Raw genomic sequence first — 26329 nt, 5'->3', positions numbered from 1 at the left:
GGGCGACGGGGCGGCGGGGCCGGCGGGTGCTTAGACCTTGGTCAGGGTGGACAGTCGGCGCTCGACCACTGGGAGGACGTCGGCGACGGTGATCGGGCGGTTCAGCTCGGCGGTGAGCGAGGTGACGCCAGCGTCCCGGATGCCACAGGGCACGATCCGGTCGAAGGACGTCAGGTCGCAGTCGCAGTTGATCGAGAAGCCGTGGAGGGTGACCCCCCGGGCCACCCGGATGCCGATGGCGGCCACCTTGCGGGCCGGCCCCCGGTCGTCCTCGGGCACCCAGACCCCGCTGCGCCCCTCGACCCGGCCGGCGGCCAGCCCGAACTCGGCGCAGACGTCGATCAGCAGCTCTTCGGTGCGGCGGACGTAGGCGACCACGTCCACCGGGTCGGGTAGCCGCAGGATCGGGTAACCGACGAGCTGCCCAGGCCCGTGCCAGGTGATCTTGCCGCCGCGGTCGACGTCGACGACCGGGCTGCCGTCGGTCGGCCGGTCCCACGGCTCGGTGCGCTTGCCCGCGGTGTAGACGCTCGGGTGCTCCAGCAGCAGCACGATGTCGCCGCGCTCGCCAGCTACCACCGACTCGTGCAGGCGCCGCTGCTCGTCCCAGGCGGCCTGGTAGTCGAGCAGGCCGGCACGGACGGCCGTCAGGCCGGAGGTCCTCGTCGTCACGTCCTTCAGCGTAGTCCCGTGACCGGCGATGATCGCTGGTGAGCCGTCTCACCAGGGTGTGGCCACCCTGGCCGTGGGCCTCCGTTCCCGGCCGGCGTCAGGCTGCGGGGTCGGGCGTCAGGCCGTGGTCCGCGTTGGCGGCGGAACCACGCCGATGCCGTCGGCGGACGAGCAGGGCGATGGCGAGCAGCGGCGGCACGGCCAGCGCGAGGTAGAGCCAGAGCGGGGCGGCGAACGGTGACGGCCGGGGCTCCGGACCGCCGAACGCGGCCCGGGTCAGCAGGTCACCCGGCACCGCCAGGTCGTTCGACCCGGGCGGTGCGGTCACCAGCACCTCTCGGCCGCCACCGGGCAGCAGCGCGGCGAGGATGGCCTGCTGGTCTGTGTCGGCCTCCGTCCCGCTCACCTCCTGCACCACCGGGTCGTCGCCGCGCCAACCGACGACCTTGCTGGTCGAGGCGGCGACCGGCAGTGGCTGGCCGACGGCTCGGCCGGTAGTGGTGTCCAGGAACTCGATCCGCATAGTGCGCGCCACCGTCTGCTCCGTCGTGCAGCTGGGCCCCGCACAGCCGTCGAAGGCAAGGAGCGCGATCCGCCGGCCGTCCGGGTGCCAGGCGGCCGGGCCGGCCAGCATCCGCCGATCGCCCAGGTCAACCTGCCAGCGAATGCCGCCGCCGACCGGGTCGATGACGACCAGCCGCTGTCGTTCGGCTAGCGACGCGGTCACGTCGGGGGGACCGGTCACCGCCACGACGTCGCCGCCGGGCGACCAGGCCGCCGCGTGGTGGGCGGCGAAGGTGCCGGCCGCGACGACCTGCTCGGTGCCCTGGTACGGGTCGACGACGAGCAGGTCGTCGGGCTTTTCCGGGTTGTTGAGCTGTTGGTTGTCCGGTCCGTAGGTGATCACTGTGTCGTCGTTGTCACGGGTGCCGAGCACGCGCCGCCCGTCCGGCGACCACGCCAGTGGGCCCACCCCGGGGCTCATGGTGCGGCGCTGCCGGCCGGTGGTGAGGTCCAGCAACTCGCCGGAGCGTGGCCGCAGGTAGTGCCGTCCGTCGGGGGAGAGCAGCCCATGCCCCTCGCCGATGTGCAGCGGGATCAGCCGGTATGCGCCGTCCCGGTCGACCAGCGTCCCGGTCGACTCGAAGTAGCGGGTGCGGTCGGTGAAGAACACGAGTGCGGCCGGGCCGGCAGGCCGCTGCCCGACGGTGGCCTGCCACAGCCACGGATCGTGCACCCGGGACGGCACCGCGCCGGTCGTGTCACCGCCGGCCGCGCTGGCGGTTGGCGCGCTGAGGGAGGCCGCGCTGGCGGCTGGCGCGCTGAGCGCCACGAGCGCCAGCGCGACGCCGACGGCAACGCCGCGCCACAGTCGCCTGCCGGTCTCTCGCATCACCCGATTAAACGCGACGAGGGCCGGTCTCGATGCCCCGGTCGACCGCGCCGCGCCTATCGGTCGGCCGGTGGGATGCGCCAGACCCAGACGTCGTCGACCCGTTGCGGCTCGCCGAACAGGGCGGTGGCGGTACGCCGGAGCGCCTCCTCGTCGACCTCGAACTTCGCGCCGTGCACCTGGTCGGCGAGCACCACCGTCTCGATCTGCCAGTGCTGCAGGTCGGAGCGGACCTCCCGGATGGTCCCGTCGGTGACGATCGGCACCATCCCGGTACGGCCGGCCTGGTCCATCAACGCGCTCAGGGTGCGCGGTACCGGGCCGATCCGGCCGCGCCCGTCCGGCCCGCCGGGGCCGAGGAAGAAGCCGCCCGGAATGGAGAACTCGCCCTGCCGGTGCGACAACGCGTACGCCTGCCAGCGCTGGCCGTCCGGGTAGATGTCCACGGGCAGCGGCACCGGGGTGAGCACCCCGTCCGGTGAGACGTAATCACGCCAGGTGCCGGAGGTGATGAACCGCGGGATGGGCTCCCGCTCGTCGGTGAGCAGCGGGGTGGGCAGCAGCGGAACCAGGGCCACCACGAACCCGAGCGCCCAGGCCAGCTCCGTGGAGCGGTGCCGGGGCGGAGCGGCGCGTAGCTGATCGACGGTGTACGCCAGCAACAGCCCGATCACCGGCGCGACCACCAGAGCCAGCCGGGCCGGCAGCGCGGCGTTCACCACCGGTAGTTGTGCGAGTAGGTCGAACGGCATGGGCAGATCGGTGCGTCGCCCGTCGACCTTGGCGACCGGGCCGAAGGAGAGCACCGTGAAGATCAGCGCGAGGGCGCCCAACGCCCAGAGGGTGGCCCGGCGGCTCGCGTCGGCCTTCCGCCAGAGCGCCACGAAGCAGACGACGGTGAGCACCAGCAGGGGGATGCCGAAGAACGAGTTCTCCTCGGTCGGGTTCGGCGCCAGTGCGGTGCCCAGTCCTGCCTCGCCGGCCAGCGAGCGGCGCGGGAAGGCGGCGAACGCCGCGATGTCCTCGGAGTGGACCAGCGGGTCGAAGCCGGTGCCGTGGAACCGTTGTGGCCCGGCGAAGTGCAGCCACAGGGGGTACGACAGCAGCACGCCGGCCACCACGGCGGTCACCCCGAGCCCGCGCAGGAAGGTGGGCAGCACGGCGCGTGCCTCGGCCCGGTTGGTCGGGTGCAGTGCCCAGATGGCGACGAACAACCCGAGCGCCACTGCGGCGAAGAAGAGCCCTTCGGCGGCGATCGAGAAGGCCACCGCCACCAGTACGCCGAGGATCACTCCGTCGCGAAGCCAGTGCCCTGGACGGCGCAGCGCGAACAGCCGCCAGATCAGCAGCGGCACCAGCCAGCCTGCGGTCCAGTTCAGGTGGGCGTTGGCGTGCGAGACCATGCCGGGGGAGTAGGCGATGAACAGGGCGCCGATCCCGGCGGCCAGCCGGCTGCGGACCAGGTGCCGGGAGAGCAGCCAGTACCAGGTCAGCGCGGTGGCGAGCAGGTTCAGGGTGAGGATCACCAGGAACGTCGCCGGTGGCCCGATGAGGTACGTGAGCGGGGCGAAGACCACCGCGTACACCGTGATCGAGGTGTTGACCGCGAGGTTCACGCCGTCCGGGACGTTGATCAGGTTCGTGAAGAGCGGGTTCTCCCCGTGGGTGACCGCGTGCCCGCCGAAGGCCAGCAGCCACTCGAAGAGCGCCTGGTCGCTGGAGTTGACGGTGATGGTCCGGGTGTTCGGGTCCCGCCACAGCCCACTGGTCACCCAGACGGCGAGCGCGAGCGCCACCAGCGCGACGATCAGGTCGGCGCGGCGGTCCCGGGCGACGCGCGGCGGTGAGCCGGGTGCGGGCTCGGTGGCCAAAGACGGGGAGGACGGCACGCAGCGGACGTTACCAACCGGACCTGGGCGGGCCGGTCATACATGCAAGGAGGGGACCCCTGTTATCGCCTGAGGTAGAGGAGGGACACCTGCTTGACAGTCGATGGTCTGGCGTACACAACGGTGGTCGTAAATGTGTGACTGTGCCCCATGTCATAGCGGCGACACATCGTCGTAACGTCACGGCAATTCGACCGTGACTCAGTTCACAGTTCGCCCCTCAGGAGGCCGTCCGTGCGCCGCTCCTCGTCCACTCTCACCCGGCTGATCGGTGCGGTCGCCGGGCTCGTCCTCGCCGCAGCGGGCGCGGTCGCCATCGCCGCACCCGCCCAGGCGGCCACCCTCACCCAGGTCACCGGGTTCGGCTCCAACCCGGGCAACCTCGCCATGTACGCCTACCGACCGGACAGCCTGCCGGCCAACTCCCCGGCGGTCGTCCTCCTGCACGGGTGCACCCAGAACGCCTCCGGCTACTTCGCCAACTCCGGGTGGCAGAAGTACGCCGACCAGTGGAAGTTCGCCCTGATCGTTGCCCAGCAGCCCTCCGGCAACAACGCCAACTCCTGCTTCAACTTCTTCGAGGCCGGAGACACCGCCCGGGGTCAGGGCGAGGCGCTGTCGATCAAGCAGATGGTCGACCACGCCAAAACGAACTTCGGGGTGAACGGATCCCGGGTCTTCGTCAGCGGTCTCTCCGCGGGCGGGGCGATGAGCGCTGTCATGCTGGCCACCTACCCGGACGTCTTCGCCGCGGGATCGATCATCGCGGGCATCCCGTACCGCTGCGCCACCAGCATGGTCAACGCGTTCAGCTGCATGAGCCCGGGCTCGGACAAGACTCCGGCAGCCTGGGGCGACCTGGTCCGTGGCGCGTACTCCGGCTACAGCGGCCCCCGGCCCCGCGTGGCCATCTGGCACGGCACGTCGGACCCGACGGTCGTCCCGCTCAACGGCACCGAGTCCCGCGACCAGTGGACCAACGTGCGCGGGGTCTCGCAGACCCCGAGCAGCACCTCGTCACTGCCCGGCAACACCAGCCTTGAGGTGTACGGCAACGACGACGTGCGGCTCTACCGGGTCTCCGGGATGGGCCATGGCACCCCGGTCGACCCGGGCTCCGGGGCCGAGCAGTGTGGCACCGCTGGCGCGTACTTCCTGGACACGATTTGCTCGACGTACCGCGACGCGCTCTTCTTCGGCCTGAACAGCGGCGGCACCACCCCCACCCCCACCCCGACCGCAACCCCGACGGCCACGCCCACCCCAACCCCCACCCCGACGGCCACCCCGACCCCGACGCCGACCACGCCGCCCACCTGCGTAACGGCCAGCAACTACGCACACGTCGTCGCCGGCCGGGCGTACCAGTCAGGCGGCTACGCCTACGCGAACGGCTCCAACCAGCGGATGGGCCTCTACAACACCTTCTACACCAGCGCCCTCAAGCAGACCGCCCCCAACTACTGGGTAATCGGCTGCTAACCCACCCACCCCACCCCGGGCGCTGACCCCTGTCGATCATGAAGTTGTTGCCACGACACGCCGAGATGAGTGGCAATAACTTCATGATCGACGGGGGTTCAGGGGTTCAGGGGTTCAGGGGTTCAGGGGGTTCAGGGGGTTCAGGGGGTTCAGGGGTTCAGGGCCGACTGGAGGGCACTGGGTAGGTCGGGGTGGCGGTAGGGGTAGGCGGCCCGGGTCAGGACGCCGGGCAGGACTCGGGTGCTGGTGAGGGCCTCGTGGGCGAAGCCGCCGAGTGCCACCTTGAGCGCCAGCCCTGGAATCGGGATGACCGCCGGTCGGTGCAGCTGCCGGGCCAGCTCCCGCGTGAAGTCCGCGTTGGTCACCGGGTTCGGTCCCACCACGTTGACCGGGCCGGCGATGTCGTCGCGGTCCAGCAGGAAGCGGATCGCCTCCAGCCAGTCGGCCATTGAGATCCACGGCAGCCACTGCCGGCCGCTGCCCAGCCGGCCGGCGATGCCCAGCTTGAACGGCAGCAGCTGCGGCTTGAGCAGCCCGCCGTCGCGGTGCAGCGGCAGGCCGGTGCGTAGACGTACCACCCGTACCCCGGCGTCCTCGGCGGGACGGGTCGCGGCCTCCCACACCCGGCAGACGTCGGCCAGGAAACCCTCGCCGGCCGGCGCGTCCTCCTCGACCACCCGGTCGCCGGTGTTGCCGTACCAGCCCACGGCCGAGGAGTTGAGCAGCACCCGGGGGCGCTCGGCGGCGGGGAGCCCGGCGATGGTGGTCGCCAGTGTGGTGGTGCTGTCCACCCGGCTGGTGCGGATCAAACGCCGGTAGCCGTCGTTCCAGCGCTTGTCGCCGACGCCCGCGCCGGCCAGGTTGACCACCGCGTCCGCCTCGGCGACCACTGCCGGGTCGAGCTGCCCGGCGGCGGGGTCCCACCGACGTTCCTGCGGCGCGCGCGGCGCGCGACGAACCAACCGGGTGACCTGGTGCCCGTCAGCCGTGAGTTGGTCGGTCAGCCGGGTGCCGAGGAAGCCGGACGCACCGGCCAGAAGGATCCGCATGCCCCCATCTTCGCCCGGAACGCCGCCCACGGACGCGCCCCGGCCCCACTCCTCGCCGATCTTGCATTTCGTGTCGCCGTTCTGCCCAGGTAAATCCGTTCTGTCGTGACAGCAACTGCAAGATCGGCGAGGGGTGGGGTTAGGCCGCGTGGGCCGGGCGCAGGTCGGCGAGCAGTCGCTCCACCTCGGCGTACGTCTCGGCGCTCAGCGGGCCCAGCGTCAGAGTTGCCAGGTTCTCCTCGGCCTGGGCCACGGTGCGCAGGCCGGGGATCGGCACGGTACGCGGGCTGCGCGCCAGCAACCAGCCGAGCGCACCCTGGGCAAGGGTTCGCCCGTCGGCGGTGAGTGCCGCCCGGACCTGATCGACGCGGGCCGCCCAGCGCGGCGTCGGGCGGCCGTCGGTGAACCAGTCCAGCCACTCGGGCGCCCGGCCGCGCACGTCGTCCGCGCCGACCGCCCGGGTCGATCCGGTGAGCAGGCCCATCGCCAGCGGCCCGCGGTTGAGGCTGGCCAGGTCGTAGTCGTCGCAGACCGCCAGCACCGCCGCGTTGTCGCGCAGCACCGACTCGTCGTGCTGAATGACGGCGCAGTGCGGGCCGGCAGCCGCGAACGCCTCCGCCGAGGCGGGGTCGTCCGTGCTCCAGCCGTACGCGCGAATCTTGCCCTGGGCGACCAGGTCCTCCAGGGTGCCGACCAGATCGAGCGCGGCGGGCACCGGCAGGTTGTTGATGTGCAGTTGGTAGAGGTCCACGTGGTCGGTGCCGAGCCGGCGCAGCGAATCCTCCAGGCTGCGCACCGCGAAGGCCGGGCTGGCGTCGGTGCCGAGTGCCCGCCGGGTGGCCTCCTCACTGACGTTGCCGAACTTGGTGGCGATCACCGCGCTGTCCCGCCGGCCGGCCAGGGCCCGGCCGAGGATCTGCTCGCTGTGCCCGGCGCCGTAGTTGCTGGCCGTGTCGAACAGGGTCACCCCGAGGTCGAGCGCCCGGTGGATGGTGCGGATCGACTCGTCGTCGTCGACCTCGCCCCAGCCGAACGGCTGCCCGTCGTCGCCCCAGAGTGGGCCGCCGATCGCCCAGCACCCCATCCCGATCGCGCTCACCTCGATGCCGCTGCGTCCCAGCGTCCGTGTCGTCGTCATGGTGACCAGCCTCCAACCTGGAGTGCGCTCCAGGTCAAGCATTATCATCTCGGGGCATGAGCGGTTACGCCCCCTCGGAGGCCGCCCGCCGCAGCGGCTTCAGCCTGGACACCCTGCGGTACTACGAGAAGATCGGTCTGCTCGCCGATGTCGGCCGCACGGCGGGCGGGCAGCGGGTCTTCACCGACGACGACCTGAGCTGGCTGCTGCTGTTCCGCTGCCTGCGCGACACCGGGATGCCGATCGCCCACATGTGTCGCTACGCGTCTCTGGCCCGCGAGGGCGAGCACACCGTGGACGAGCGGCGTGAGCTGCTGCAACACCACGCGGCGCGGGTCGAGGACCAGATGCGCCTGCTCCAGCGCCAGTACGACCACCTCCGGGAAAAGATCCGCTTCTACGAGCGGCTGCCCAGCCCCGACCCGGGGCCGGAGGCTGAGCAGCCGACGGCGGCCAGCCCCTGACGGGACAGCCGTCAGCCGGGCGCGGTCAGGCCGAGGAGTTCCTCGGCCGTTCCGGGTCGACCGGTGAGTGCGTTCAGCGCGGTGACCAGTCGCTTCTCCTCGTAGCGGAAGTGCGACTCCAGCAGCGCGGCCAACCCGTCCAGCTCGGCGCGCACCTGGGCGAGCGGCACTGCCGCGTCGCCGGCGAGCAGCGCCTCGACCCGCTCCAGGATCCCCGCCACCACCTCATGGTCGACGATCAGGTTCGCGATGACCGGGCGCAGCTCGGGGGCCTGGTCGGCGAGCAGCCGGAACGCCCCGCCGTCCTCACCGGTGTGGTGTCGGCCAAGGGCGGCGCAGAAGGTCAGGCAGTGCGCCCGCAGGTCCCGGGAAGGGCGTGCGTCGCCCGTGGTGTCGAGGCTTTCCCTGAGACGGGCCAGTTCCGCGCTGAGCCAGAGGTGGATCTCGATCATCTGATTGCCGACGGCGGCGAGCCGGCCGGCTGGTGAATCGGTTGGGTGCACGTTTGTCCCATGCTGTCCCCGCGCCTCCATGCCCACGACGGCCTTCGTGCCGGGTGCACCGCGACGCTGCGCCGGAGTCTATCCGGGTGGCTCACGGCGTGGTTGGCTCGTCGGGCTCCCGGACGTCGTGCCAGCGCGCACGCCAGGCGGCCTCGTGGGCTTCGTGGGTGGTCCGCTCCTGAAAGACGGCGGACCGCAGCGCGTGCCGGGAATTCGACATCACCAGCACCTCGACGGCCACCAGCCCCACGCAGATCACGGTCGCGAGGATGAGCGTGCCCAGCGCCGGTAGGTGCTGACCGATCGGGAGGGCCACCGCGAGCACCACGATGACGCCGACGCGGGTCCAGCTGACGGTGTGCAGGGTGCGTAGTTGGAACAGCATGTTGACGGTGAAGTAGCAGATCAGCCCACCGAAGAGCATCGGCACGGCCGGTCCCTCGACCCGTTCCGCGATTCCGCCAGCCGGTTCGGTGATCTTGTGGAGGATCTCCTCGTTGCCGATCGAGAAGAGGATCACCCCGGCGATCATCGGCAGGTAGAGGTACGCGTACGCGTCGCGAGCCATCGCCACCCGGGGCTCACCCTCCGCCGCGTGCAGTGCGATCCGGGCGGCGGGCCCGATGAAGTCGAAGTGCGCCCACCAGAGTGCGGCGGTGATCACGATGCCGAGCGTGGCGGCGGCCACCGCAGGCCAGGTGACCGGCTTGCCGAGCAGGTTGCCGCCCACGCCCGTGGAGATCACGGATTCGCCCAGCGCGATGATCAGGATGAGGTCGTAGCGCTCCGTCCAGTGCTCAGCGCTTGTCACTCCCCAGCCCCAGGTGCCGACGATGAAGCCGGTGGCGTACTGGACCACCACCACGGCGATCCACAGCGCGTCGCGGACCATGGCGGCGTCGTCCGGGTCGGTGATCTGCGGCGGGATCAGCGCGGCAGCCAGCAGCAGCGCGATGCTCACCGCCAACTCCGGGGCGAACCGCCGCAGTTGCCGGCGCTCCTGCGGGCTGTCCCGTACCACATGCTGATAGAGGATCATGTGGACGGCGCGGACCACGACGTAGCTGACGGCCACCAGCATCGGGCCGCCGGCGCTCCCCTTCGGGTCGCTGAACGCCTGCGGCAGCGCCAGCGCGAACGCGAACAGGGCGGCCATCGCGATCACCATGAGCACCGGGACGTAGCCCTCGCCGAGCCGGACCCGGGTGGCGACCAGACTGTGCACCACCCAGATCCACCAGAGCACGGCGAGCACCAGGCCGGCGTGCAGCAGTTGCCGTCCGGAGATGTTCGCGGCGGTCGCCCGGGTGATGATGAAGAACGAGAAGACGAAGACCAGGTCGAAGAAGACCTCGAACTTGTCCACCCGGGCGCCGGGAGCGATCGGGACGGCCGGTCCCAGCTGTCCACCCCGCCGGTAGCCGCCCACCGTCCCACTCTGGCAGCGTCCGGCCTGGTCGGAGGCACGAACGGCGATGGCGATGCTGCCGAGCGTTACCTCCGGCCCGGGACGGGAAAACACCAAGACCGCGGCCTCCAGCAGCGGGCCGGTCGGTCCGCCTCACCCCGGACAAGGATGGACAATGACGACGAGCAACCCGATCATCACACCGTTCACGCACGAATCCACCGCCATGGACGTGGTCCAGGGCGTGGACCTCGGCGGCCGGCGGGTGATCGTCACCGGCGGGTCGTCCGGCATCGGCGTGGAGACCGCCCGCGCCCTCGCCAGCGCCGGCGCGGAGGTGACCCTGGCCGTCCGTAACACCGACGCCGGCCAGAAGTCCGCCGACGACATCACCGGCACCACCGGCAACGACCGCATCCTGGTAGCCCCGCTCGACCTCGCCGACCAGGACTCGGTCGCCGACTTCGTGGCCAACTGGGACGGCCCGCTACACGTCCTGGTCAACAACGCCGGCATCATGGCGGCGCCCCTGACCCGGACCCCGCAGGGCTGGGAGATGCAGTTCGCCACCAACCACCTGGGGCACTTCGCGCTCGCCACCGGGCTGCGCCCGTCGCTCGCCGCCGGCGACGGGGCCCGGATCGTCTCGGTCAGCTCCGCCGCCCACCTACGCTCACCGGTGGTCTTCGAGGACATCCAGTACGACCGCCGGGAGTACGAGCCGTGGCAGGCGTACGGGCAGTCCAAGACGGCCAACGTGCTGTTCGCCGTGGAGGCGACCCGGCGCTGGGCCGACGACGGCATCACGGCCAACGCGCTGATGCCCGGCGCGATCCAGACCAACCTGCAGCGCTACGTCACCGAGGAGGAGCTGAACCGGCTTCGCGCGGGCAACGCGGCGGCCTGGAAGAACGTCGAGCAGGGTGCCTCGACCTCGGTGCTGGTCGCCGCCTCGCCGCTGCTCGACGGGGTGGGTGGTCGGTACTTCGAGGACAACCAGGAAGCCGGCCTGGTTCAGCCCGGCGAGCGGAAGGGCGTCGCACCGTACGCGCTGGACCCGGAGGCCGCCGAGCAGCTCTGGCAGGCCTCGACCACGCTGCTGAAGGGCTGAGACTCGCAGACGAAAGGGCGCCCCGGTCGACGACCGGGGCGCCCTTTGGCGTTGGTGTCAGATCAGGCCAGGCCCAGCTCCGACTCGAAGTTGCCGGCCTCCAGCCGCTCCTTGACCGCAGACAGGAAGCGGGCCGCGTCGGCGCCGTCGATCAGGCGGTGGTCGTAGGACATGGCCAGGTAGACCATCGACCGGACCGCCACGACCTCGCCCAGCTCCGGATCGTTGACCACGACCGGCCGCTTGACCACGGCACCCGTGCCGAGCATCGCCGACTGCGGCGACGGCACGATCGGGGTGTCGAAGAGCGCACCCCGGCTGCCCGTGTTGGTCAGCGTGAAGGTCGCCCCGGCGAGCTCGTCCGGGCTGACCTTGTTGGTCCGGGTCCGCTCCGCCAGGTCGGCAACCCGCTTGGCGATGCCGCCCAGGTTGAGGTCACCGGCGTTGTGGATGACCGGCGTCAACAGCCCACGCTCGGTGTCCACGGCGATGCCGAGGTGCTCCGCGTCCGGGTAGGTGATCGTCCCCTCGGTCAGATCCATCCGGGCGTTGACGACCGGGTACGTCTGCAGCGCCTCGACCGCGGCGAGGGCGAAGAACGGCAGGAACGACAGCTTCACGCCGTGCCGCTGCTGGAAGGAGTCCTTCGCCTGCGCCCGCAGCTTGGCGACCCGGGTGACGTCCACCTCGACCACCGTGGTGAGCTGCGCCATCTCGTGCAGCGACTCGTGCAGCCGCTTGGCGATGGCCTTGCGGATGCGGGGCAGCTTCTCGGTGGTGCCCCGCTTGCCGCTCGGCTGCGGCTTCGCGGCCGGCTTGGCCGGAGCCGCCGACGGGGCGGCGGCCTGCTGCGGCGCGGCGGGAGCGGCCTGGGCCGCCTTCGCCTTCTCGGCCGCGTCGAGGACGTCCTGCTTGCGGATCCGGCCACCCACACCGGTGCCGTTGAGCGTGGACAGGTCGACGCCGTGCTCACTGGCCAGCTTGCGCACCAGCGGAGTGACGTACCCGGCGGCCTCCTCGCCGCCACCCTGCGCAGGGGCGGACGGGCGCGGCGGCGTCGCGGCCGGCGCGGCCGGCTGCGAGGCCTGCTCGGTCTTCACCGGCTGCGACGAGCTCTCGGTCTCCGCGGCCGGCTCGTTGTACGACATGCCCGGCGTCGGCTCCTCGACCTTCGGCTCGGGCTTCGGCTCGGCCTTGGGCGCCGGCTTGGCCTCCGCCGTCGGCTCAGGCTTCGGCTCGGGCTTCGTCTGTGCGGGGGCCGCGCCGGCAACGCCGATGATCGCCAGGTCGGCGCCGACCGCGGCGGTCTCGTCCTCGGCGACCTTGATCTCCAGCACCGTGCCGGCGACCGGAGACGGGATCTCGGTGTCCACCTTGTCGGTGGAGACCTCCAGCAGCGGCTCGTCGACCTCGATGGTCTCGCCGACCTGCTTGAGCCAGCGGGTGACCGTACCCTCGGTGACGCTCTCACCCAGGGCCGGCATCTTCACCGCGGTGCCCTCGCCCGAACCGGCGGCGGCCGGGGCCGGGGCCTCATCCTGGGCCACGTCGTCCTGGGCCACCTGGTCGGCGGTGCCCTCGGCGGCGGCCGTCGGCTCGGCGGCCGGCTCGACCGACTCGGCCGGGGCCTCCTCCTGCGGGGCGGCCTCGCCACCGCCGGTCGACTCGCCCTCACCGGAGATGACGGCCAGCTCGCTGCCGACCTCGGCAGTCTCGTCCTCGCCGACGACGATCCGGCTCAGCACACCCGCCGCGGGCGACGGGATCTCGGTGTCGACCTTGTCGGTCGAGACCTCGAGCAGGGGCTCGTCGACCTCGACCGTGTCGCCCTCCTGCTTGAGCCAGCGCGTGACGGTGCCCTCGGTGACGCTCTCGCCGAGCCGGGGCATGGTGACCGATACCGGCATTTTCTGAGACTCCTTCATTCCCCTGGTGGGATCTTCGCCCGTCGCCGGACGCCGCGGTTGGATGATCAGGCGTGCGCGTGCAGCGGCTTGCCGGCGAGGGCCAGGTGCGCCTCGCCCAGGGCCTCGTTCTGGGTCGGGTGGGCGTGCACGAGCTGGGCGACCTCCGCCGGGTAGGCCTCCCAGTTGTAGATGAGCTGCGCCTCACCGATCAGCTCACCCACCCGGGCGCCGATCATGTGCACGCCGACCACCGGGCCGTCCTCGACACGGACCAGCTTCACGAAGCCGGTGGTCTTGAGGATCTGGCTCTTGCCGTTGCCACCCAGGTTGTAGTTGTACGTCTTGACCTTGTCGGCGCCGTACTGCTCCTTGGCCTTGGCCTCGGTCAGACCCACGGACGCCAGCTCCGGGTCGCAGTAGGTGACGCGCGGGATGCCGACCTCGTCGATCACGGCCGGGGTCTGCCCGGCGATCTCCTCGGCGACGAAGATGCCCTGCTGGAAGCCGCGGTGCGCGAGCTGGAGGCCAGGCACGATGTCGCCGACCGCGTAGACGTTCGGCACGCTGGTGCGCAGCCGCTCGTCGGTCAGCACGTAGCCGCGGTCCATCTTGACGCCCTGCTCCTCGTACCCGAGGTTGGCGGTGTTCGGGCCGCGACCGACGGCGACGAGCAGCAGCTCCGCCTCGACGGTGTCGCCGCCCTGGATGGTGAGCTTGACGCCGCTCTCGGTCTTCTCGACCTTCTCGAACGGCTTGCCGACCTTGAAGTTGATCTTCCGCTTGCGGAACGCCCGCTCCAGCGCCTTGGACGACTCCTCGTCCTCGGCGGCGACCAGCCGGGGCAGCGCCTCGACGATCGTCACGTCCACACCGAAGGACTTCCACACGCTGGCGAACTCGACACCGATCACGCCGCCACCGAGCACGATCACCGACGACGGCACCCGGTCCATGGTGAGCGCGTGGTCGCTGGTGATGATCCGCTCGCCGTCGACCTCCAGGCCGGGCAGGCTCTTGGCGTACGAGCCGGAAGCCAGGACGATGTTGCGGCCGGTGTAACGCTTGCCGTCCACCTCGACCACGTTCTTGCCGACCAGCTTGCCGTGGCCCTCGACGATGGTGATCGCCTTGTTGCCCTTCAGCATGCCCTGCAGGCCCTTGTAGAGCCGGGCGATCACGCCGTCCTTGTACGAGTTGACCCCGGCCATGTCGATGCCGATCAGCTCGGCCTTCACGCCGAACTGCTCCGACTCGCGGGCCTGGTCGGCGATCTCGGCGGCGTGCAGCAGGGCCTTCGTCGGGATGCAGCCGTTGTGCAGGCAGGTGCCGCCGAGCTTGCCCTTCTCGACCAGCGCGACCTTCAGGCCCAGCTGGACGGCGCGCAGCGCGGTCGCGTAGCCGCCGCTGCCACCTCCGAGAATGACGATGTCGAAGGTCGCTTCGTTCGGCTCGCTCACGTCCAACTCCCAGGTCGCGTCGCTGCATCGGGGGTCACAGAGGTGTAACACGGACACACCCCACCTCGGTCATCTTGTCACCACTGGGCACAGGGTGCGTACTGAGGTGCCCAACGACACGTCATCGACACGTACCCTTGGCATCCTTGTCGATGACGCAACGTGGGGGAGAGGTCTGTGGGGTTGTTCCGGCGCCGCAAACAGGCGGGTGTGCCGAGCCATGACCGTGCGGCCGATCGAGGCGACCTCGACCATCTGGAGAACTTCATCCGGAGCCGGCGTGGCGTCGAGGCGTTCATCGAGCCGCGCACGACGGTGACGGAGACGACGGTGATCCTGATCGCCGACGACGGGGAGTGGACCCGTCGCCGGATCGACGGTCCGGACGGTGCCCGACGATTCGCGTACCGGATGGGCATCCCGGTGTACGACGTCCGGCTGATGGGCTACCCGCAGCGGATGCGCGACTTCAACGAGCGCCGCAAGCGTCGCCCCGACCGGTACTGAGATTGCAAGGAGGGCCCCCGGCGTCAACGCCGGGGGCCCTCCGCACGTCCGTCAGCCGTTGACGGCGACGTCCTCAACGAGCTGCACCAGGGTGCGGACCGGGACGCCGGTGCCGCCCTTGGTCCAGTAGCCGGCCGGCTCACCGGAGTGGTAACCCGGCCCGGCGATGTCGATGTGCGCCCAGGCCACGTCATCGGCCACGAACTCGCGCAGGAACACCCCGCCCTGCAGCATGTGCCCGGCCCGGTCCATCCCGGCGTTGACCTGCGAGATGTCCGCCACGTCGGAGTCCATGCCCTTGCGCACGTCGTCCGGCAGCGGCATCGGCCAGGCCGGCTCGCCGACGGAGTCGCCGACGGTCCGGACCCGCTCGCACAGCTCCGGGGTGCCCATCACGCCGGCCATCCGCTTGCCGAGCGCGATCACCTGACCGCCGGTCAGCGTGGACGTCTCGAACAGGTAGTCCGTGCCGTCCTCGCAGGCGCGGGCGATGGCGTCGCCCAGGATCATCCGGCCCTCGGCGTCGGTGTTGAGCACCTCGACCCGCTTGCCGTTGTACATGGTGATCACGTCACCCGGCCGGTAGCTGGTGCCCGACGGCATGTTCTCCGCCATCGGCAGGTAGGCGCTGACCGCCACCGCCGGCTTCAGCGCGGCGATCGCCAGCATGGCGGCGCCCACGGCAGCGGCGCCCGCCATGTCGGACTTCATCTCCCACATGCCCTGCGCCGGCTTGATCGAGATGCCGCCCGTGTCGAAGGTGATTCCCTTGCCGACCAGCGCGACGCGCTTGCCGTTGCCGCCACCCTGCGGGGTGTAGGTGAGCTTCACCAGCCGCGGCGGGGCCTCCGAGCCCTGCCCGACCGCGACGATGCCGCCGTACCCGCCAGCGGCCAGCGCCGCCTCATCCAGCACCTCGACGTCGAGGCCCGCGTCACGGGCGGCGCCGGCGACCGCGTCGGCGAACGACGGCGGACGCAGCTCGTTCGGCGCGGTGTTCACCCAGTCCCGGCTGAGCCGGACCGCGCCCGCCACCACCTGCGCCCGGGTGACCTCCGCCAGGGCGCCCGCGTCGCTGGCGTCCGGCACCGCGATGAGCACCTCGGCCACCGGCTCCCGCCGGGTCGGCTGGGGGCGGGTCTTGTAGCCGGCGAACCGGTACCCGCCGAGCAGCGCACCCTCGGCGACCGCGCGCAGCGCGGCCGAGGCGTCGGCGTCGTCCGGCAGCGGCATGGCCAGCGCGACCTTCGGCGCCCCCGCCAGGGCTCGGATCGCCGAACCGGCGGCCCGGCGCAGCGTCTCCGGGGCCGGGGCGGCGCCCAACGGCTCCGGGCCGAGCCCGACCGCGACGACCAGCGGGGCGGTCACGGTGCCCAGCGTGGCCAGCTTGATGACCTCACCCGGCCCACCGGTCGCGCCGAGCAGCGCCAGGGTCTCGGTCAGCTTGCCGTCGAACGCGACGGCGATGCTCTCCGCGCCGCTGGCGAGCAGCAGGGTGCCGGCGAGGCCGCTGGTGGCGCCCTGCTCTCCGGTCTGGCTGTGCACGCCGATCACGATCGCGTCGACGGCGAGCTCGGCCGGGTCGGTGTCGACCAGGCTCAGGTTGGTGGTGCGGGGTGATGTCACTGAAGCTACTCCGGGCGGGCCGGGCCGGTCGCGGCGTCGCGTACCAGCGGTGAAGGTCTCCGGCGGAACCTACCCGCCGGACGTCATGGCTGTCCCGCCGACAGCGCCAGCGGGCTCCCGCCGATGCTAACCAGCTACGTTGCCCCCGGTAAGTTGCCACCCATGACCGACGTGACCTCCGACGCCGCCGCGACCCGGCTGCGCCGTTCCCCGCTGCACGAGCGGCACATCGCCGCCGGCGCCAAGTTCGCCCCCTTCGGGGGCTGGGAAATGCCGCTGGAGTACGCCGGCGGCGGGGTGCTCAAGGAGCACACCGCGGTGCGTGGCGCGGTCGGGGTCTTCGACGTGTCGCACCTGGGCAAGGCCCGGGTGAGCGGCCCCGGCGCGGCCGACTTCGTCAACGCCTGCCTCAGCAACGACCTGGGCCGGATCGGCCCGGGCCGGGCGCAGTACACGCTCTGCTGCGACGACGCCACCGGCGGCGTGGTGGACGACATCATCGCCTACCTGTACGCCGACGACCACGTCTTCCTCATCCCGAACGCGGCGAACACCACCGAGGTGGTGCGCCGGTTGCGTGCCGCCGCGCCCGCACAGGTCACCGTCACCGACGAGCACGAGGCGTACGCGGTGCTCGCCGTGCAGGGCCCCCGCTCGGCCGAGTTGCTGGCCGCCCTCGACCTGCCCACCGACCACGGCTACATGAGCTTCTCCGCCGCGAGCCTGGCCGGGGTGGAGCTGACCGTCTGTCGAACGGGTTACACGGGTGAGCTGGGCTACGAGCTGGTGGTGCCGGCGGAGCACGCGGTGACCGTCTGGGACGCGCTCTTCGCCGCCGGTGCGGCGTTCGAGCTGCGGGCCTGCGGGCTGGCCGCACGGGACACCCTGCGTACCGAGATGGGCTACCCGCTGCACGGGCAGGACCTGTCCCTGGACATCAGCCCGGTGCAGGCCCGCTCCGGCTGGGCGGTCGGTTGGGACAAGCCGGCCTTCTGGGGGCGCGACGCGCTGCTCGCCGAGAAGGCCGCCGGCCCTCGGCGTACGCTGCGCGGCCTGGTGGCCGTCGACCGGGCCATTCCGCGGCCCGGGATGACCATGCACGTCGGCGACACCCAGGTCGGCACGGTAACCAGCGGCACCTTCAGCCCGACGAGGAAGCAGGGCATCGCTCTGGCCCTGCTGAACACCGACGCGAACCTGGCGGACGGCGACGAGGTCGAGATCGACATCCGAGGCCGCCGAGCCCCCCTAAAGCTGACCAAACCCCCCTTCGTCAACCCCTCAGTCAAGTAACCCCACACCCCCAACCCACCCCCACCCCGTTGATCATGAAGTTATTGCCGTGACACGCCGATGGCGGTGGCAATAACTTCATGATCAACGCGTGAGGGTGGGTTGGGTGGGGGTGCGGGGTTAGGGGGTTTTGGGGGTTGGGGGTTCGCCGGAGTCCAGGACCGCTTGCGTCCAGCCGCCCTCGATGACGCCGGTGGCGTCCAGCACCGCCCAGTCGACCACCTCGGTCGCCTCGACCACCACTGGGGCGCCGATCCGGACCGCCGGGTCGGTGGCGGCGTCGCTGGCGCTCACGCCGACGATCCGCTCCGAGGTCTCCCACGAGGTGACGCCCGCCCAGACGTACTCCGGGCCGTCGTCGCCGGGCAGGCCGTACTTGACCACCAGCTGCGACTCCGCGGGGAGTTGGCCGGCGACGAACCGGGCCCGCGCGTCATCCAGCGCGGCTCGGGCGGTGGCGACCGCCCGGCTCATCGCGTCGCCGACGCGGGCGTAGCGCACGTCCGGCTGGATCCCGGAGAACAACGTCGCGCAGGCGGCGGCGTAGTAGCGCCCGTCCGGACCCGGGTGCCCGACCGGCGGGCGCAGGCTCAGGAACGAGTCGGCCTCCGGGTCGGTGGCCGGGTCCAGTTCCAGGCGCAGCAGCACCGGGGCGGTGGCGCCGTGCTGCTCCGGGTTGCCGTACGCCACCGCGATGTCGTGCCCGGTGACCGTGGCCAGCACCGGCAGCTGCACGAACGCCGGCACCTCCTCGCCGGTGAGCCCGTCGGTCCAGTCCCGCAGCAGCCGGCGTGCCGCACCGGTCATCACCGCACCCCAGGCGCGGGTCAGGTGGTCGGGCACCCCCTGGGTCTGCAACTCCAGCAGCCCGAAGCGGCGCAGCCCCTTGGTGGTGAACCACAACCCCTCGGTGTCCGAGGAGTACGGCACCAGCACCCAGTCGACCAGCCGGATGCGGCCCTGCTCGTCGGGGAGTGACCGCAGCGCGGTCGCCGGGTCGAGGAACTGCAGGCCGAAGACGTCCACCACGTCGCTGTCGACGGATTCCGCCACGGCAGCCGCGACCGCCCGGGCCGCCCACTCGTGCGCGGGCGGCCAGCCGGGCCGGTACTCGGCCTGCACGACCACCAGGTGGGTCGCCGCGGCCAACCGGGCCAGTTGCTCCTCGGTGGCGCCGAACGCGGTGAGCAGGTCCGGTGGCAGCTCGGGGAACTCGGAGATCGGACGTGTGTCCACGCTCATCAGCGGGCTGTCCAGCATCTGCCGAGCCAGCCCGTGCACCGGCTCGGCCAGCCGGCCGGTCAGTGCCGCCACCGCGGTCTTCGCGCTGACCTTCGGTAGCCCCGCCATCGGCACCAGGTAGGTCGCGCTGAGCGACTCCGGCACCGGTACGGGCAGGAAGTCGTCCGTGATGAGCATTGGGGTCCCCCGGTGGCCGTGCCGGTGCTGTCGAGCCGAACGCTACCCGGCCCGTCGCGCCCGGTTCAGCCGGACAGCACCAGACCCAGGTAGACCAGCGTGGTGACCACCTCGACGGTCGCGCCGAGGACGTCGCCGGTTATCCCGCCGAGTCGGCGTACCACGTGGGTCAGCAGCGGCACCGCGACGGCGAGCGCGACGGCGACGGCCAGCGGCCCCTGCCACGGGCGGCCCGGCACCGCGGGCACCGCCAGCAGCGCGCCGGCGACCGCGCCGGCGGCCAGTGCCACCGGGCCGACCGTGCCGGCCACCAGCGCGCCGAGCCCGTCCGGTCGGGCCGCCGGCACTCCCCGCCGGCAGGCCACCGTCACGCCGAACCGCCCGGCGGCGGTCGCCGCGACCACCGCCGCGAGACACGCCGGCCAGGACCGCCCCGCCAGGTCCGCGAGCGCCGCCGCCTGCACCAGCAGTACGACCACCAGGGCGACCACCCCGAACGGGCCGACGTCCGGCTTCTTCATGATCTCCAAAGCGGCCGCACCCCGGCGGTACGAGCCGAGCGCGTCCACGGTGTCGGCCAGCCCGTCCAGGTGCAGCCCTCGCGTGAACAGCGCGGCGGCGCCGACCGTCACGCCGGCGGCCACCAGCGGAGGAGCGAGCGCGCCGGCCAGCAGCAGGACGCCGGCCAGCAGCGCGCCGAGCAGCGCGCCGACCACCGGGGCGAGTGCCATCGCGGTGCCGGCCACCGGGCGATCGATCCGTCCGGCCCGTACCGGCAGGGTGGTGAACGTGGTGACCGCCAGCCGGGTTCCCGCGAGGAACCGCGACTCAGCCGGCACGCCAGCCCGACGCCGGCTGCTCGTCCGCCCCGGTGCTGGCCGGTCCCGGCCCGGCCGGCTCCGGCTCGGCGAACTCCGGGTCGGCGTAGCCCGGCTCGGCGTACTCCCGGTCGGTGTAGCCCGGGTCCGGGTAGCCCGGCTCGGTGGACTCCGGCTCGTCGGCGGCCTGGTCCGGCTCCCCGTCGCCACCGAGCGACGGGTGAACCGGCAGCGCGGCGGCCAGCGCCAGCACCGAGCGCAGCAGCGGGAGCGCGACCAGCGCGTTCGCGCCCTCGCCGAGATCCAGCCGCAGGTCGAACAGCGGGGTGAGGCCGAGCACGTCGGCGGCGAGCCGCACCGCCGGGTGTCCGCCATGGTCGGCGAGCAGGCACCAGTGCCGTGCCTGCCCGGCCAGGTCGCGGCTGACCATGCCGGCGGCCACCCCGACCGGGCCGTCGAGCAGCACCGGCACCCGGCGGGCGGTGGCGCCGAGCAGCACGCCGGTGGCCACCGCCACATCGCCGCCGCCCAACTCGGCCAGAATGTCCTTGGCGCCGCGCGACGAGCGGCGGGTGCGGTGCAGGGCGTCGCGTACCGCCGCGCAGCGGATCATCCACGCCGCGTCGTCGATCTCACCGGACTCGGTGATCACCCGGCCCAGCACGGCGGGCGGCTCCGCGCCCGCGGTCGCGGCGAGCACCGCCGCTGCCGCCGCCTCGGTGCCGGCTCCGCACGCCCCCAGCACCAGCAGCTGCACGCCGGCGTCGGCAGCCTGCTCGGCCAGCCGCCAGCCGTAGCGCAGCGCGGATTCCACCTGCTCAAGCGAGAGCGCAGGCTGGTCCTCCATCGGCGCGGCGGCCGGAGTGTCCACCACCTGCAGGCTGGCGCCACTCTCGGCGGCCAGCCGCGCCAACGCGCCCTGGCCGGCGCGGGCCTGCGCGGCCCGGCGCGCCGACTCACCGGCGACGGTGCCGGCCGACGCCCCACCGGCGTGGTCGCCGTGCAGCAGCAGCACCCGCACCGAGCCCCAGGCCTGGGGGGTCGAGGTGCCCTGGGTGGTGGCGGCGAAGCCGACCACCCGGTCCAGCACGCCCAGCCCGGCGCCCGGTACGTCCAGCGTGGCCAGTCGGTCCACCGCCTGCGGGCCCGCGTACTCGTCGGGCATCGGCAGCTCCATGCCCGGTTGGATGACCAGCCCGGTGGACACCATCGGCAGCGCCATGGTCGGCGCGGCCCAGGGGTTGCCGGGCTCCTGGTTCGGGGCGGCCGGCGGCGTGTGGGTCAGCACGTCGGGCAGCTGCACCTCGGGGGTGGGCTCGGTGTCGCCCAGGCTCGCGACGACCGGTGCGGTCGCGGTGGCCGAAGGCACGGTCGTCCTAACGGGGGCCGAAGGCACGGTCGCCGCAACGGGGGCCGCCGACACGGTCGTGGTGGCGACCGGCTTCAGCCAGACCGGCTGGCCGGCGACGACCAGCGCCACCGCGTCGCAGGCGTCGGCGACCGTGCGGTTGGCCGCGCCCAACGCGTCGGTGAACGCCCGACCCAGAGGGGTGGTCGGCACCAGAGACAGCCCCACCTCGGGGCTCACCAGCACCACCCGCGCCGAGCAGGTGCGGATCGCCTCTCCCAGCTCCGCGATCGTCGCCACGTCGTCGGCCGGCTGGTGATCCGGGTCGAGCAGCACGGTCACCCAGCCGCCCAGGTCGTCCACGAGCAGCGTCTCGTTGGGTTCGGCGGACGCGAGCACGTCGGCCAGCCGCCGCGGCTCAGCGGCGGTCTCCTCGGTGGTCCAACTGCCCGGCCGTCGGGCGCGGTGCGCCGCCAGCCGAGTCGCCCACTCGGTGTCCTCCGGGTCGCCCTCGGGCGCGGTGGCGAGGTAGCGGACCACCGGCGCGTCGGCGACCAGGGACTCAGCGAACTCGGACTTGCCGGACCGGATACCGCCGAGCACCAGGACCGTGTTCCACCCGTCTACGGACATGCCCGTACCTTAAGGCCGCCGGAGGTTCCGGTGCCTGCCGGCCCGGTGCTCGCCGTTGTTCAGTCGCAGTGTTCGAACCCGCTGCCGTAACTGACCCCGCCGGTGGCGCCGCCCCACTTCACGCACGTCCCGGCGGCACTGGCCCGCACCGGCCCGGCGTAGTAGTCGAAAGACCCCTTGTCGGTGCTGCGAGCGCGCCCCTGCACCTCCAGGTAGGCCGACGCCGCCGATTTCGTGCCCACCGCGGTGTCCTTGAGGGTTACCACGCAGTTGTTGCCGGTGCCCGAGTGGTACATCAGGAAGACCCGGCCCCTGCGGTGGCCGTCACCGCCGGTCAGCGTCGCCGAGTCGATCATCTGGTAGCCGCTGCCGCACGCCTCCGCCGCCGTGTACGGATTGGGCCGGCCGGCCGCGCTGCCGGTGGGCGTCGGTCGGCTGCTGGCCGGCCCTGTCGGCGTGCTCCCGGGTGCCGTGGTGCGGGGGACCGGGTCACCGCTGACCGGCGCGCCGGGCTGGACGCCAGTGCCGGTGGGCGCGGCAGACGGGGTGCGGCTGGCGACCGGCGTACCGCTGGGCTGGGGCCCTCCGGTGGCCGCGTCCCCGACCGGCGGCGGGACGTCCGCAGCCGACGCCGACTCGCCGGCCAGTGCCGGCGGACGGTCCGTACCGCCAGGCTCCCCGTCGGGCTGCAGTGCCGCCACGGCCCCGGCGACCAGCGCGACGAGGACGACCACACCGACACCGACCAGCAGTGGCCCGCGTCGCCGCCGGGCCGATCCGGTCTGCAACGGGTCCTCTCGGGTCGACCCCGGCTCCGTCATCGACGAGGCCGCGAAGCCCGCCGGCGCGCGCACGGCGGCGGCCCCGATCTGCGCGGGCTGCCCGGCCGGCCTCGGCCCGGCTGCGGGCGTCGATGCGGCCGGCGGCGCGGGGATCGGAACGGGCGGCGTAGCGGCCGGGGTGGCCGGAAGGGCCGAGGGCGGCGTCCCGGGGGTGGGTGCGGCCACCGCCCACGGTGGGCGGGCGGCGACCGGGATGCTGGCCAGGGTCGCGTCACGGGCATCGGCGGCCGCAGCGGCCAACTCAGCGGCGCTGCCGAACCGGTCCGCCGGACGCTTGGCCAGCGCGCGGGCAACCAGGGCGGCGACCGCCGGTGGGGTGTCCGGCGGCAGGGGCGCCGGCTCCTCCTGAGCGTGGCGCAGCGCCACCGCGAGGGGGTTGTCGCCGTGGAAGGGCGGCTGCCCGGCGAGGCAGAAGTACGCCACCGCGCCGAGCGCGTAGATGTCGGTGGCGGCCGAGACCGGCTGCCCGGTGGCCTGCTCGGGGGACATGTACGAGGCGGTGCCGAGCACCATGTTCGCGGCGGTGAGCCCGGCCATGCTGCGGGACCGGGCGATGCCGAAGTCGACCAGCACCACCCTGTCGTCGGCTTTGACCAGCAGGTTGCCCGGCTTCACGTCCCGGTGCACGATGCCGGCGAGGTGGGCGGTGTGCAGCGCGTCCGCGGCCTGAGCCAACACCGACATGGTGGTGGCCGGGTCCAACCGCCCCGCCGCGCGCACCCGGGCGGACAACGGCTCGCCCTCGACGTACTCCATCACCAGGTAGTCGACCCGGCTGCCGTCGGCGAGCTCGGCCTGCCCGACGTCGTGCACCGCGACCACGCCGGGATGCCGCAGCGCGGCCAGCATCCGCGCCTCGGCCCGGAACCGCGCGGTGAACTCGGGGTCGGCGACCAGCGAGGGCAGCAGCACCTTCACCGCCACCTCGCGTTCCAGCAGCACGTCCGTGCCGCGCCAGACCGCGCCCATCCCGCCCGTCGCCACCCTCTCGCCCAGCCGGTACCGGTCGCCGAGCAGCACTCCCCGTGTCAGCACCGGGCCACCGTACCGGCCGGTGCCGACGAAGATTGATCAACCCGTGGGTCGCGGCCGAGGGTGAGCGAGCGGCCGTTGCGCGCCGGGCCGACTACGCTGGCGAGGGTTCGTCCCACGGGGACTTCAGCGGCGAGGGGAGACGCGGCATGGCGTGGAGCTGGCGGTACGAGGGCACGGATGGCCAGACGATCGAGGGACCGGCGGAGTCGTTCAGCAGCCAGGCCGACGCCGAATCCTGGATCGGCCAGAGCTGGCGGGAGCTCGCGGCGTCCGGCGTCACCTCGGTCGCGCTCCTGGAGGACGACCGCGTGGAGTACCGGATGAGCCTGCTGCCAACGGCCGAGTGATGGCCTACGACCGGCCGGGCGCCGACGGGCTGGTCCTCGGCGTACCCAGGGCGGCGTTTCGGCCCAGCCCGGTCTTCCTCGGCCTGGTCGCCCTCTTCGCGGCAAGCGGGGTGCTGGCCTGGAACAGTTACGGCAGCGTCCGGTTCAACGTGTTCCTCTTCGTGGTGTCCGGCTGGCTGGTGTCGCTCTGCCTGCACGAGTACGCCCACGCGGTGGTGGCCTACCGGGCCGGCGACCGGGACATCGCCCACCGCGGCTACCTGACGCTCAACCCGTTGAAGTACACCCACCCGTTGCTGTCGATCGTGCTGCCGGTGGTGGTGGTGCTGCTCGGCGGCATCGGCCTGCCCGGCGGAGCGGTCTGGGTGGACCGGCACGCCATCCCGGGTCGACTGCGGCACACCCTGGTCAGCCTCGCCGGCCCGGCCACCAACGTGTTGTTCACGCTGGTGCTGGTGGCGGTGGTGCGGATCGGCACCCAGTCGGGTGGCCCGGTGGAGTTCTGGGCCGGGGTGGCGCTGCTCGCCTTCCTGCAGCTCACCGCCAGTGTGCTGAACCTGCTGCCGGTGCCCGGGCTGGACGGCGGCAACATGATCCAGCCGTGGCTCAACCCGCAGTGGCGCAAGATGTACGACCTGTTCGCCCCGTACGGTTTCATTCTGCTGTTCGCGCTGCTGTGGAACCCGCGCATCGGCGGCTGGTTCTTCGACGCGGTCTTCGCGGTCGGTGATCTGCTCGGCCTGCCGTCGTGGCTCTACGCGACAGGCCTAGACCTAATCCGCTTCTGGCAAAGCTAACCCGCCCCCTGCCCCTGCCCCCGCCCCTTGTCCCCGCCCTCGCCCCTTGTCCCCGTCGATCTAGGGCATATCGCTGCGTGTTGATCTCCGTCAGCAGTGATATGCCCTAGATCAACGCGGCCGGGGGGCGCGGCGCGCGCGGGGGCGCGGGGCGGGGCGGGGCGGGGGTGGGCCTTACGGGCGTTGGGCCGGGGACTCGGTCTTTGCCGCGTCCCGCTCCGTGACCGGCTCGACGATCTCGTCGATCGCCTTGAGCAGCTCGGCGTCGAGCTTCACCCCGGCCGCCTTCACGTTGTCGTGCACCTGCTCGGGGCGGGATGCGCCGATGATCGCCGACGAGACGTTCGGGTTCTGCAACACCCACGCCACGGCGAGTTGGGCCATGCTGAGCCCGGCCTGCTCGGCGAGGGGCTTGAGCTGCTGGACCCGGGTGAGCACGTCGTCGGTCATGAACCGGGAGATGAAGCCCGCACCCGACTTCTCGTCGGTGGCGCGGGAACCGGCCGGCGGCGGCTGCCCCGGCAGGTACTTGCCGGAGAGCACGCCCTGCGCCATCGGCGACCAGACGATCTGCCCGATGCCCAGCTCCTCGCTGGCCGGCACGACCTCGGTCTCGATGACCCGCCAGAGCATCGAATACTGGGGCTGGTTGGAGACCAGCGGGATGTGCAGCTCCCGGGCGAGGGGGTGGGCGGCGCGCAGCTGCGCGGCCGTCCACTCGGAGACGCCGATGTAGTGCGCCTTCCCGGAGTGGACGACGTCGGCGAACGCCTCCATCGTCTCTTCCAGCGGGGTGCTGTTGTCGTAGCGGTGGGCCTGGTAGAGGTCCACGTAGTCGGTGCGCAGCCGGCGCAGCGAGCCGTTGATCGACTCCATGATGTGCTTGCGGGACAGACCACGGTCGTTACGGCCCGGCCCGGTCGGCCAGTAGACCTTGGTGAAGATCTCCAGCCCTTCGCGGCGCTCGTTCTGCAACGCCCGGCCGAGCACGTCCTCGGCCCGGGTGCCGGCGTACACGTCGGCGGTGTCGAAGGTGGTGATCCCCGCGTCGAGGGCGGCCCGCACGCAGGCGAACGCGGCGTCCTCCTCGACCTGCGAACCGTGGGTGATCCAGTTGCCGTACGAGATCTCGCTGACCATCAGGCCGGAACGGCCCAGGTGTCGGAATTCCATGTACCGACCCTAGCCCCG

General features: G+C 72.3%; 21 protein-coding genes and 1 pseudogene. 7 read left to right on the top strand and 15 right to left on the bottom strand.

Annotated features, from left to right (window positions below; translation table 11 throughout):
• Positions 1-30: 30 nt before the first annotated feature.
• The 3 genes from lipB to ABZT18_RS23165 all read right to left on the bottom strand — a co-directional run bounded on the left by lipB (position 31) and on the right by ABZT18_RS23165 (position 3954).
• A complete protein-coding gene (gene lipB, locus ABZT18_RS23175; protein WP_354994961.1) occupies positions 31-672 on the bottom strand; it encodes a lipoyl(octanoyl) transferase LipB in 642 nt (213 codons plus the stop codon).
• 97 nt (positions 673-769) lie between these two features.
• Positions 770-2065, bottom strand: coding sequence for a hypothetical protein (locus ABZT18_RS23170; RefSeq protein WP_354994960.1), 1296 nt, complete (start codon positions 2063-2065; stop codon positions 770-772).
• A 56-nt stretch (positions 2066-2121) separates the two neighbouring features.
• Positions 2122-3954 (bottom strand): DUF2079 domain-containing protein, encoded by a 1833-nt coding sequence (locus tag ABZT18_RS23165; protein WP_354994959.1) that lies wholly within the window; start codon positions 3952-3954, stop codon positions 2122-2124.
• Between the two features lie 234 nt (positions 3955-4188).
• Between ABZT18_RS23165 and ABZT18_RS23160 the strand changes: the two genes are divergently transcribed.
• Complete coding sequence (locus ABZT18_RS23160; protein WP_354994958.1) at positions 4189-5436, top strand: PHB depolymerase family esterase; 1248 nt, start codon at positions 4189-4191, stop codon at positions 5434-5436.
• Positions 5437-5585: 149 nt separating this feature from the next.
• On the opposite strand, the gene ABZT18_RS23155 is transcribed toward ABZT18_RS23160, so the two are convergent.
• Complete coding sequence (locus ABZT18_RS23155) at positions 5586-6485, bottom strand: TIGR01777 family oxidoreductase (protein WP_354994957.1); 900 nt, start codon at positions 6483-6485, stop codon at positions 5586-5588.
• Positions 6486-6624: 139 nt separating this feature from the next.
• A complete protein-coding gene (locus tag ABZT18_RS23150) occupies positions 6625-7623 on the bottom strand; it encodes an aldo/keto reductase (protein ID WP_354994956.1) in 999 nt (332 codons plus the stop codon).
• Between the two features lie 56 nt (positions 7624-7679).
• On the opposite strand from ABZT18_RS23150, the gene ABZT18_RS23145 reads away from it, so the two are divergent.
• Positions 7680-8087, top strand: coding sequence for a MerR family transcriptional regulator (locus ABZT18_RS23145; RefSeq protein WP_354994955.1), 408 nt, complete (start codon positions 7680-7682; stop codon positions 8085-8087).
• Between the two features lie 11 nt (positions 8088-8098).
• Here the strand turns inward: ABZT18_RS23145 and ABZT18_RS23140 are convergent, their stop codons facing one another.
• On the bottom strand, positions 8099-8590 hold the full coding sequence (locus ABZT18_RS23140) for a hemerythrin domain-containing protein (RefSeq protein ID WP_354994954.1): 492 nt from the start codon (positions 8588-8590) through the stop codon (positions 8099-8101).
• Positions 8591-8681: 91 nt separating this feature from the next.
• Entirely contained in the window at positions 8682-10019 is a 1338-nt protein-coding gene (locus ABZT18_RS23135; protein ID WP_354994953.1) for a low temperature requirement protein A, read from the bottom strand.
• A 154-nt stretch (positions 10020-10173) separates the two neighbouring features.
• Here ABZT18_RS23135 and ABZT18_RS23130 point away from each other — a divergent pair, with 154 nt between their 5' ends.
• Positions 10174-11109 (top strand): SDR family NAD(P)-dependent oxidoreductase, encoded by a 936-nt coding sequence (locus ABZT18_RS23130; protein ID WP_354994952.1) that lies wholly within the window; start codon positions 10174-10176, stop codon positions 11107-11109.
• 62 nt (positions 11110-11171) lie between these two features.
• Here ABZT18_RS23130 and sucB read toward each other — a convergent pair whose 3' ends face one another.
• Both sucB and lpdA read right to left on the bottom strand, forming a co-directional pair.
• Positions 11172-13016, bottom strand: a complete 1845-nt coding sequence (gene sucB / locus ABZT18_RS23125; protein ID WP_354994951.1) for a 2-oxoglutarate dehydrogenase, E2 component, dihydrolipoamide succinyltransferase — start codon at positions 13014-13016, stop codon at positions 11172-11174.
• 65 nt (positions 13017-13081) lie between these two features.
• The gene (gene lpdA / locus ABZT18_RS23120; protein ID WP_354994950.1) at positions 13082-14473 is read right to left on the bottom strand and encodes a dihydrolipoyl dehydrogenase; all 1392 of its coding nucleotides are present in this window, start codon (positions 14471-14473) and stop codon (positions 13082-13084) included.
• Between the two features lie 177 nt (positions 14474-14650).
• Between lpdA and ABZT18_RS23115 the strand changes: the two genes are divergently transcribed.
• Positions 14651-14980, top strand: coding sequence for a hypothetical protein (locus ABZT18_RS23115; RefSeq protein WP_354994949.1), 330 nt, complete (start codon positions 14651-14653; stop codon positions 14978-14980).
• A 51-nt stretch (positions 14981-15031) separates the two neighbouring features.
• Here ABZT18_RS23115 and ABZT18_RS23110 read toward each other — a convergent pair whose 3' ends face one another.
• Entirely contained in the window at positions 15032-16606 is a 1575-nt protein-coding gene (locus ABZT18_RS23110; RefSeq protein ID WP_355252492.1) for a leucyl aminopeptidase, read from the bottom strand.
• 162 nt (positions 16607-16768) lie between these two features.
• Between ABZT18_RS23110 and gcvT the strand changes: the two genes are divergently transcribed.
• Positions 16769-17899: a glycine cleavage system aminomethyltransferase GcvT gene (gene gcvT / locus ABZT18_RS23105; protein WP_355252489.1), complete on the top strand. Its 1131-nt coding sequence runs from the start codon at positions 16769-16771 to the stop codon at positions 17897-17899.
• Positions 17900-18019: 120 nt separating this feature from the next.
• Here gcvT and ABZT18_RS23100 read toward each other — a convergent pair whose 3' ends face one another.
• From ABZT18_RS23100 to ABZT18_RS23085, 4 genes and pseudogenes are all read right to left on the bottom strand, one after another.
• Positions 18020-19318, bottom strand: coding sequence for a DUF2314 domain-containing protein (locus tag ABZT18_RS23100; protein WP_354994946.1), 1299 nt, complete (start codon positions 19316-19318; stop codon positions 18020-18022).
• A 65-nt stretch (positions 19319-19383) separates the two neighbouring features.
• Positions 19384-20157, bottom strand: a complete 774-nt coding sequence (locus tag ABZT18_RS23095) for an adenosylcobinamide-GDP ribazoletransferase (RefSeq protein ID WP_355252486.1) — start codon at positions 20155-20157, stop codon at positions 19384-19386.
• Positions 20147-22117 (bottom strand): bifunctional adenosylcobinamide kinase/adenosylcobinamide-phosphate guanylyltransferase, encoded by a 1971-nt coding sequence (locus ABZT18_RS23090; protein WP_355252483.1) that lies wholly within the window; start codon positions 22115-22117, stop codon positions 20147-20149. Before ABZT18_RS23090 ends, ABZT18_RS23095 begins: the two co-directional genes overlap by 11 nt.
• 413 nt (positions 22118-22530) lie before the next feature.
• Positions 22531-23994: pseudogene (locus ABZT18_RS23085) on the bottom strand (protein kinase); the annotation flags it as partial.
• Between the two features lie 146 nt (positions 23995-24140).
• On the opposite strand from ABZT18_RS23085, the gene ABZT18_RS23080 reads away from it, so the two are divergent.
• Entirely contained in the window at positions 24141-24341 is a 201-nt protein-coding gene (locus tag ABZT18_RS23080) for a hypothetical protein (RefSeq protein ID WP_354994943.1), read from the top strand.
• Complete coding sequence (locus ABZT18_RS23075) at positions 24341-25138, top strand: site-2 protease family protein (protein ID WP_355252480.1); 798 nt, start codon at positions 24341-24343, stop codon at positions 25136-25138. Before ABZT18_RS23080 ends, ABZT18_RS23075 begins: the two co-directional genes overlap by 1 nt.
• Before the next feature lie 174 nt (positions 25139-25312).
• On the opposite strand, the gene ABZT18_RS23070 is transcribed toward ABZT18_RS23075, so the two are convergent.
• Positions 25313-26311, bottom strand: coding sequence for an aldo/keto reductase family protein (locus ABZT18_RS23070; RefSeq protein ID WP_354994941.1), 999 nt, complete (start codon positions 26309-26311; stop codon positions 25313-25315).
• Positions 26312-26329 lie beyond the last annotated feature (18 nt).

The sequence above is a fragment of the Micromonospora sp. NPDC005291 genome (assembly GCF_040607415.1).
Lineage (GTDB): Bacteria > Actinomycetota > Actinomycetes > Mycobacteriales > Micromonosporaceae > Micromonospora.
Note: the sequence above shows the minus strand (reverse complement) of the source record. Positions and strands in the feature narration are given on the sequence as shown.